Source organism: Pseudomonas capeferrum (genome assembly GCF_013523055.1).
Classification (GTDB): Bacteria; Pseudomonadota; Gammaproteobacteria; order Pseudomonadales; family Pseudomonadaceae; genus Aquipseudomonas; species Aquipseudomonas capeferrum_A.
The window spans coordinates 456,822-462,909 of record NZ_JAAMQM010000001.1; the positions used below are offsets into that span (position 1 = coordinate 456,822).

A 6,088-nucleotide genomic window follows, 5' to 3' on the forward strand; every position below is an offset into this window, starting at 1 on the left:
ACTGGAGAACACCCTTGACCACTGCCGAAACCGCGTTCGAACAAGCCGTAGAACGCTGCGCCCAAGAGCGGATCCAGATTCCCGGCTGTATTCAGCCTCACGGATTCCTGCTGGCGCTGGACGACGCAGACTTGTGCATTCTCCAGGCCAGTGAAAATGCCGAGCGTTGGCTGGGCATCCCGGTTACAGAGCTGCTGGGCAGCGCGTTCGATTCCCTGGTCCTGGGAGACTTCGACCTGCGCGCGCATCTGCAATACCTCCCGGATGAAGAAATCTTTCCGTTCCATATTGCCGACGTGCGCCTGCGCGAAGGCGCGCCTTGCAGTGAACTGTTGCGAGTCCTGGTCCATCGCCATGACCAGGTATTGTTCGTGGAAGTCGAACCCTTTCGGCACACGACCGGGCAGAGCGACTACTACCCACTGATCCGGGCATTCGTCAGCAGAATGCACCAGGCAGCCAGCGTCGATGAACTGCTGCAGCGCTCGGTCAACGAGGTCAAACGCATTACCGGCTTTGGTCGCGTCAAGGCGTACCGCTTCGATGCCGAAGGCAATGGGTTGGTCCTGGCCGAAACGGCGGATGCCGGCTACCCGCAGTACCTGGGGCTGTGCTTTCCCGCGTCGGATATCCCCCAGCAAGCACGTGAACTGTACCGAATCAATCGCATTCGCGTGATCGAGAATGCCGACTACGAACCCTCCCCCCTCATCCCGGTCGTCAACCCACGTACAGGCCGCCCGCTCGACATGAGCTTTGCCGCCCTGCGCAGTGTGTCGCCAGTGCATCTCCAATACATGCGCAACATGGGTACGTTGTCGTCCATGTCGCTGTCGATCGTTGTCGACGGTCAGCTCTGGGGGTTGATTTCATGCCATCACGATCTGCCTCGCCCAGTGAGCTTCCAGAGCCGTACCGCCTGCGAACTGTTGGCCAGCGTGCTGTCGTTGCAGATCGAATCCCGCGAAGCTCATGCCGATACGCAAGCCTTGCTACAGCTGCGCCAGCGTATCGTGCAGATGCTCTCGGCCATGGCCGACCAGGACAGCGTCAGCGATGGCTTGTTGCGCCTGCCACAAGTACTCCTGGATTTCGCCGGTGCCTCGGGCGCGGCGATCATTTCCGCTGAACGTTGCGAACTGGTTGGCGCGACTCCGCCGGCCTATATGGTCAACGCCTTGGTGCACTGGATGGCGCGGCACGACGACGGCGCCGTGTTTCACACCGACAATGTGCGCCGCGACATCGAAGAACTGCCGGAACTGAGCACGCATTGCGCCGGAGTGCTCGCCGTGGCTATTTCGCAGATCCATTCGCATTACCTGGTGTGGTTCCGTCCCGAGCTGACACGCGAGGTCACCTGGACCGGCCGACCGGAAAAACAGGTCGGGCCACAAGGCAGGCTCGACCCACGCAACAGCTTCGAACGCTGGCAGGAAGTGGTGCGGGGCTTCTGCGTTCCCTGGAGCCCGCTGATCATCGAAGGCGTGCTGGAGCTACGTACCGCCGTGCTGGGCATCGTCCTGCGCAAGGCGGAAGAGCTGGCACAGCTGGCGGACGAGCTGCAGCGCTCGAACAAGGAACTGGAGGCGTTTTCCTACAGCGTTTCCCACGACCTGCGCGCGCCCTTGCGGCATATCGCCGGCTATACCGAACTGCTGGCCGAAGTCGAAGGCGGCGGGCTGAGCGAGCGCGGCCGCCGTTTCCTGGGTCATATCGAGGAAGCCGCGCGGTTCGCGGGTACCCTGGTGGACAATCTGCTGAACTTCTCGCAAATGGGTCGCGCCGCATTGCGCCTGTCCGACGTCGACCTCGGTGCCTTGGTCGAGTCGGTGCGGATGGACCTTGCCCCGGATTACGCCAATCGGCAAATCATCTGGGAGATCGGACCGCTGCCCAAGGTGATCGCCGATCCTGCGTTCCTCAACCTGGCCCTGCACAATCTCGTCGCCAACGCCATCAAGTACACTCGCGGCCGCGATCCGGCGCGAATCGAAATCGGCGCGCTCGAGCATGAGGATGAAATCGAACTGTATATCCGCGACAATGGTGTCGGCTTCGACATGGCCTATGCCGACAAGCTCTTCGGCGTCTTCCAGCGTTTGCACCGAATGGAAGACTTCGAAGGTACCGGCATAGGCCTGGCCAGTGTGCGCCGCATCATCGAACGGCATGATGGGCGCGCGTGGGCCGACGGCCAGATCGACCATGGCGCCACGTTCCACTTCGCCCTGCCCCGCCACCCTTCGAAGACTTGAAGGAAACAGACACATCATGCTCAAACCCATCCTGCTGGTCGAAGACAATCCCCGCGACCTGGAGCTGACGCTCGTCGCGCTCGAACGCAGCCAGCTGGCCAATGAAGTCATCGTGTTGCGCGATGGCGCCGATGCACTGGATTACCTGTTGCGCCGCAACGCTTACAGCGACCGCGACGACGGCAACCCGGCCGTGCTGTTGCTCGACCTGAAGCTACCCAAGGTCGATGGCCTACAAGTACTCAAGGTGGTCCGCGAAACCCCCGAGCTGCGCAGCATACCGACGGTCATGCTGACGTCCTCGCGCGAGGAGCCGGACCTGCTGCGCGCCTACGAACTCGGCGTCAACGCCTATGTCGTCAAGCCGGTGGAATTCAAGGAGTTCGTCACCGCCATTTCCGACCTTGGCGTGTTCTGGGCCGTGCTCAACGAACCGCCACCCGGATCCCTGCGTCTGAATCGTCGAGGCCCTGCCTGACGGAGGCGCAATGTTGCACACCCCGCTAAAACTGTTGTTCGTCGAAGACAGCTCGATGGATGCCGAACTGACCCTGTTGCGCCTCGAGCGCAACGGCCTGCAGGTGCATGCCCATCAAGTGTTCGACCATGTCGGCGCCGAGAATGCCTTGGCCAACGGCAGCTTCGATCTCATCCTGTGCGACTGCGTCTTGCCGGGCTCTTCCGGCACCGATGTGCTGGCCATTGCCCAGCGCTTGGCGCCTGGCGTGCCCTTCATCTTCCTGTCCGGGGTCTATGGTGAAGAGCACGCGGTGGAAATGATCCGCCTCGGCGCCACCGACTACATCCTCAAGAAAAACCTGTCCTTGCTGCCCAAGGCCGTCAGGCGCGCCCTCACCGAGGTGCAGGAGCGTCAGCGACGGCGGCATGCCGAACAGGCGCTTGCCGATGTCGAGGCACGCGCCCGAATTGCCATCGATGCCGCGGGCATGGGGACCTGGGACTACCGCCCCGTGGAGGATGTACTGCTCTGGGATGACCGGTGCAAGACGCTTTTCGGGCTGCCGGTTGACATCGAGATGTCCATGGAAGTGTTTTTCGACGGCATCTATCCCGATGACGTCGCGCAGGTCCGGACAGCGGTGGAACAGGCGCTGGTACCGAGCAGCGATGGCAACTACCGGTCCGAGTTTCGCATCCCGCAACCGGGAGGCCAGGAGCCGCGCTGGTTGTTGAGCAGCGGCCAGAGCCAGTGGGTCGACGGGCGCTGCGTGCGCTTTTCCGGCGTTTTGCAGGACATCCACCAGCAGCGCCAGGCCACACAGGCGCTCAAGCAACTCAACGAGATGCTCGGCGAGCGCGTGGAGCGTCGCACCCGCGAGCGCGACAGGGCCTGGGAGTTGTCCCAGGACTTGATGGCGGTCCTGAACAAGGACCTCACGCCGGTTGCGCTCAACCCGGCCTGGGAAGCCAAACTGGGGTTCACCCGGGAACAACTGGCGCAAACGTCATTGCTGCAACTGCTGCCCGAACAGGACCAGGATTCCTTTCTCGCCGAGCTGGCGGCGCTGGCCATGGGTCGCACCAGCGCTCGCTTCGTCGGACGCATCAAGCATGCCAGCGGCCAGCAGCGCTGGTTGTCATGGGTGGCAGTGCCCGAAGATACCCTGCTCTACGTCGTGGCCCGCGATATCACCACCGAGCGCGAAGCGGCACTCGGACTGGCCGAAGCCAACAACCGACTGCGCGAGCAGATCACCGAGCGCGAACGTGTCGAAGCGGCGCTGCAGCAGATGCAACGCCTGGAGGCCGTGGGTCAGCTTACCGCAGGGGTGGCACATGACTTCAACAACCTGCTGACCGTGATCCTTACAGGCGCAAGCTTCCTCGAACGCGACCTGGAAAGGGAAAATCTCGAAAAGGCGAGAACGCGCCTGCAGCACATTCGCGAAGCCGGGGAACGAGGCGCCAAACTCACAGCGCAGCTACTGGCTTTCTCCCGTCGCCAACGTCTGGAGCCTGTGCCACTGAACCTCAACACGACCTTGAGTGGCCTGGAAGAACTACTGCGTCGAACCCTGGGCGGCAATATTTCCGTGCGTCTGGAGCTCGAAGACGCACTCTGGCAGGCACTGACAGACCCGACCCAGACCGAGATGATCATTCTCAACCTGGCCATCAACGCGCGCGATGCCATGAACGAAGGCGGACAGCTGACCCTGTCCACCCGCAATACTCGGGTCAATGCCCGCCCTCGTCGCCCCGAGGATCCGGATCCGGGCGACTATGTGGTGATGTCGATCCGAGATACCGGTTGCGGCATGAGCGAAGAGGTGCTGGCCAAGGTCTTCGAACCGTTCTTCACTACCAAGGACATCGGCAAAGGTTCCGGCCTGGGCCTGGCCCAGGTGTTCGGCTTCGCAAAGCAGTCAGGTGGCGGTGTTCGTATCGATACGGCGCCTGGACGTGGTACCCAGGTCAGCGTCTATCTGCCGGCCGTTAAAAACGCCCCGAATGCCGAAGTGCCGATGACCAGCCAGATCGACACATACTCGGCGAGCGGTGGTGATCGCACACTGCTGCTGGTCGACGATGATGACCTGGTCCGCGAAATGATCGGCGAAGTCCTGCGGCTGTACGGCTACCAGGTTCGGCAGGCGAACAGCGGCGAACAGGCGCTGGCCATGCTCGACGATGACATCGACCTGCTACTTACCGATTTCGCCATGCCCGAATTTACTGGCGCGCAGCTGGCGCAGGCAGCGCGCGCGCGCTATCCGCGCTTGCCGGTGGTATTCCTTACCGGATATGCGGAATTCCAGGGGCTGGAGCTGCCGGGAAGCCTGGTCATCCAGAAGCCGGTAAAGTCAGAAGTGCTGGCCCAGGGATTGAGCGAACTGCTGAGCCTGTCGTGACCGGGATGCTTTTGGCGATGCGTCGGGCTGCTCGCCAGCCCGGACTCACCCGTATCGCTTGGCTGCCTGCAAGAACCGGCGGATGGATCCTGCAGAATATCGTCATCCTTGAAAAGCTACAGACGTAGGCAGATTCGCGGAACATCCGTAGGAAACTGACAGGAACACGAAACCGCCGCGAGTAGACCAGCGAGAGAAAAAGACGGGATTTTTGAAAAATGGCAGGGGCGGCTGGATTCGAACCAACGCATGGCAGGATCAAAACCTGCTGCCTTACCGCTTGGCGACGCCCCTGTATCTGTTGCGAAGGATGCTGGCACCCTTGAGAACCATCCCTGACAAGCCACTTGAGTAGCTGCGTTGCGGGAATGAGCGGCAATTTACCAACTTTCTGTACGGGTGGGAAGCACTTTATGAAAAAAACTTCCTTAAAACAGCGGGTTAGTCCTGTTTCATGCTGTAAGCCCCGTTAGCCTGACGCTTCTACAGAACACTTCCCTGACTCAGGCTACCGTCTGTCGGCGTACGCCAACTCCCCGCTCCAGCGCCTTTCCAAGAGTTAAGTCCACCCGCGCCATTCAAGGAGAGCGCCAATGCCGGTTTCACATGACCTCTATCAAGATCTTCATTACCCGCGAGAGATCGTGCAGCAGCGCCGTCAACAGGATAAGGAGCTCGACCGCCTGCTGGACGCCTATGTGGACCTCGACAACCAGATACTGGCAGCAGAATCCATCTCGGCAGGTAATTTCGAAGATGATGATATGCGCCTGCTCAAGGAACGTCGCTTTGCGGTGAAATGCTTGATCGACGATCGCCTGAAGAACGGCAACCGACCCTAATGCTTGTCAGTTAAGGCCAATGGGGCTGCTTTGCACCCCTTCGCGGGCAAGCCCGCTCCCACAAGAAGTGCGCAGTTCCTGAATTCAGCGCTCAATTTGTGGGAGCGGGCTTGCC

Annotated in this window: 4 protein-coding genes and 1 tRNA gene; 4 read left to right on the forward strand and 1 reads right to left on the reverse strand. The window is 61.1% G+C overall.

All coding sequences use genetic code 11. From position 1 onward, the window contains the following. Nucleotides 1–14 precede the first annotated feature (14 nt). Genes G7009_RS02425 through G7009_RS02435 form a run of 3 tightly spaced genes read left to right on the forward strand, consistent with a single transcriptional unit; the run spans nt 15 to nt 5,131 of the window. The gene (locus G7009_RS02425) at nt 15–2,258 is read left to right on the forward strand and encodes an ATP-binding protein (RefSeq protein WP_181128354.1); all 2,244 of its coding nucleotides are present in this window, start codon (nt 15–17) and stop codon (nt 2,256–2,258) included. 16 nt (nt 2,259–2,274) lie between these two features. Continuing rightward, entirely contained in the window at nt 2,275–2,736 is a 462-nt protein-coding gene (locus G7009_RS02430) for a response regulator (protein WP_181128355.1), read from the forward strand. A 10-nt stretch (nt 2,737–2,746) separates the two neighbouring features. Then, nucleotides 2,747–5,131, forward strand: coding sequence for a response regulator (locus tag G7009_RS02435; protein ID WP_181128356.1), 2,385 nt, complete (start codon nt 2,747–2,749; stop codon nt 5,129–5,131). A 219-nt stretch (nt 5,132–5,350) separates the two neighbouring features. On the opposite strand, the gene G7009_RS02440 is transcribed toward G7009_RS02435, so the two are convergent. Beyond that, nucleotides 5,351–5,425 (reverse strand) — tRNA-Gln (locus tag G7009_RS02440). Nucleotides 5,426–5,724: 299 nt separating this feature from the next. On the opposite strand from G7009_RS02440, the gene G7009_RS02445 reads away from it, so the two are divergent. Further along, nucleotides 5,725–5,973: a hypothetical protein gene (locus G7009_RS02445; protein WP_181128357.1), complete on the forward strand. Its 249-nt coding sequence runs from the start codon at nt 5,725–5,727 to the stop codon at nt 5,971–5,973. The last annotated feature ends 115 nt before the right edge of the window (nt 5,974–6,088 follow it).

Coding starts and splice junctions, on each gene's coding strand:
- G7009_RS02430 (WP_181128355.1), top strand. CDS start 2,275: ATGCTCAAACCCATCCTGCTGGTCGAAGACAATCCCCGCGACCTGGAG.
- G7009_RS02435 (WP_181128356.1), top strand. CDS start 2,747: ATGTTGCACACCCCGCTAAAACTGTTGTTCGTCGAAGACAGCTCGATG.
- G7009_RS02445 (WP_181128357.1), top strand. CDS start 5,725: ATGCCGGTTTCACATGACCTCTATCAAGATCTTCATTACCCGCGAGAG.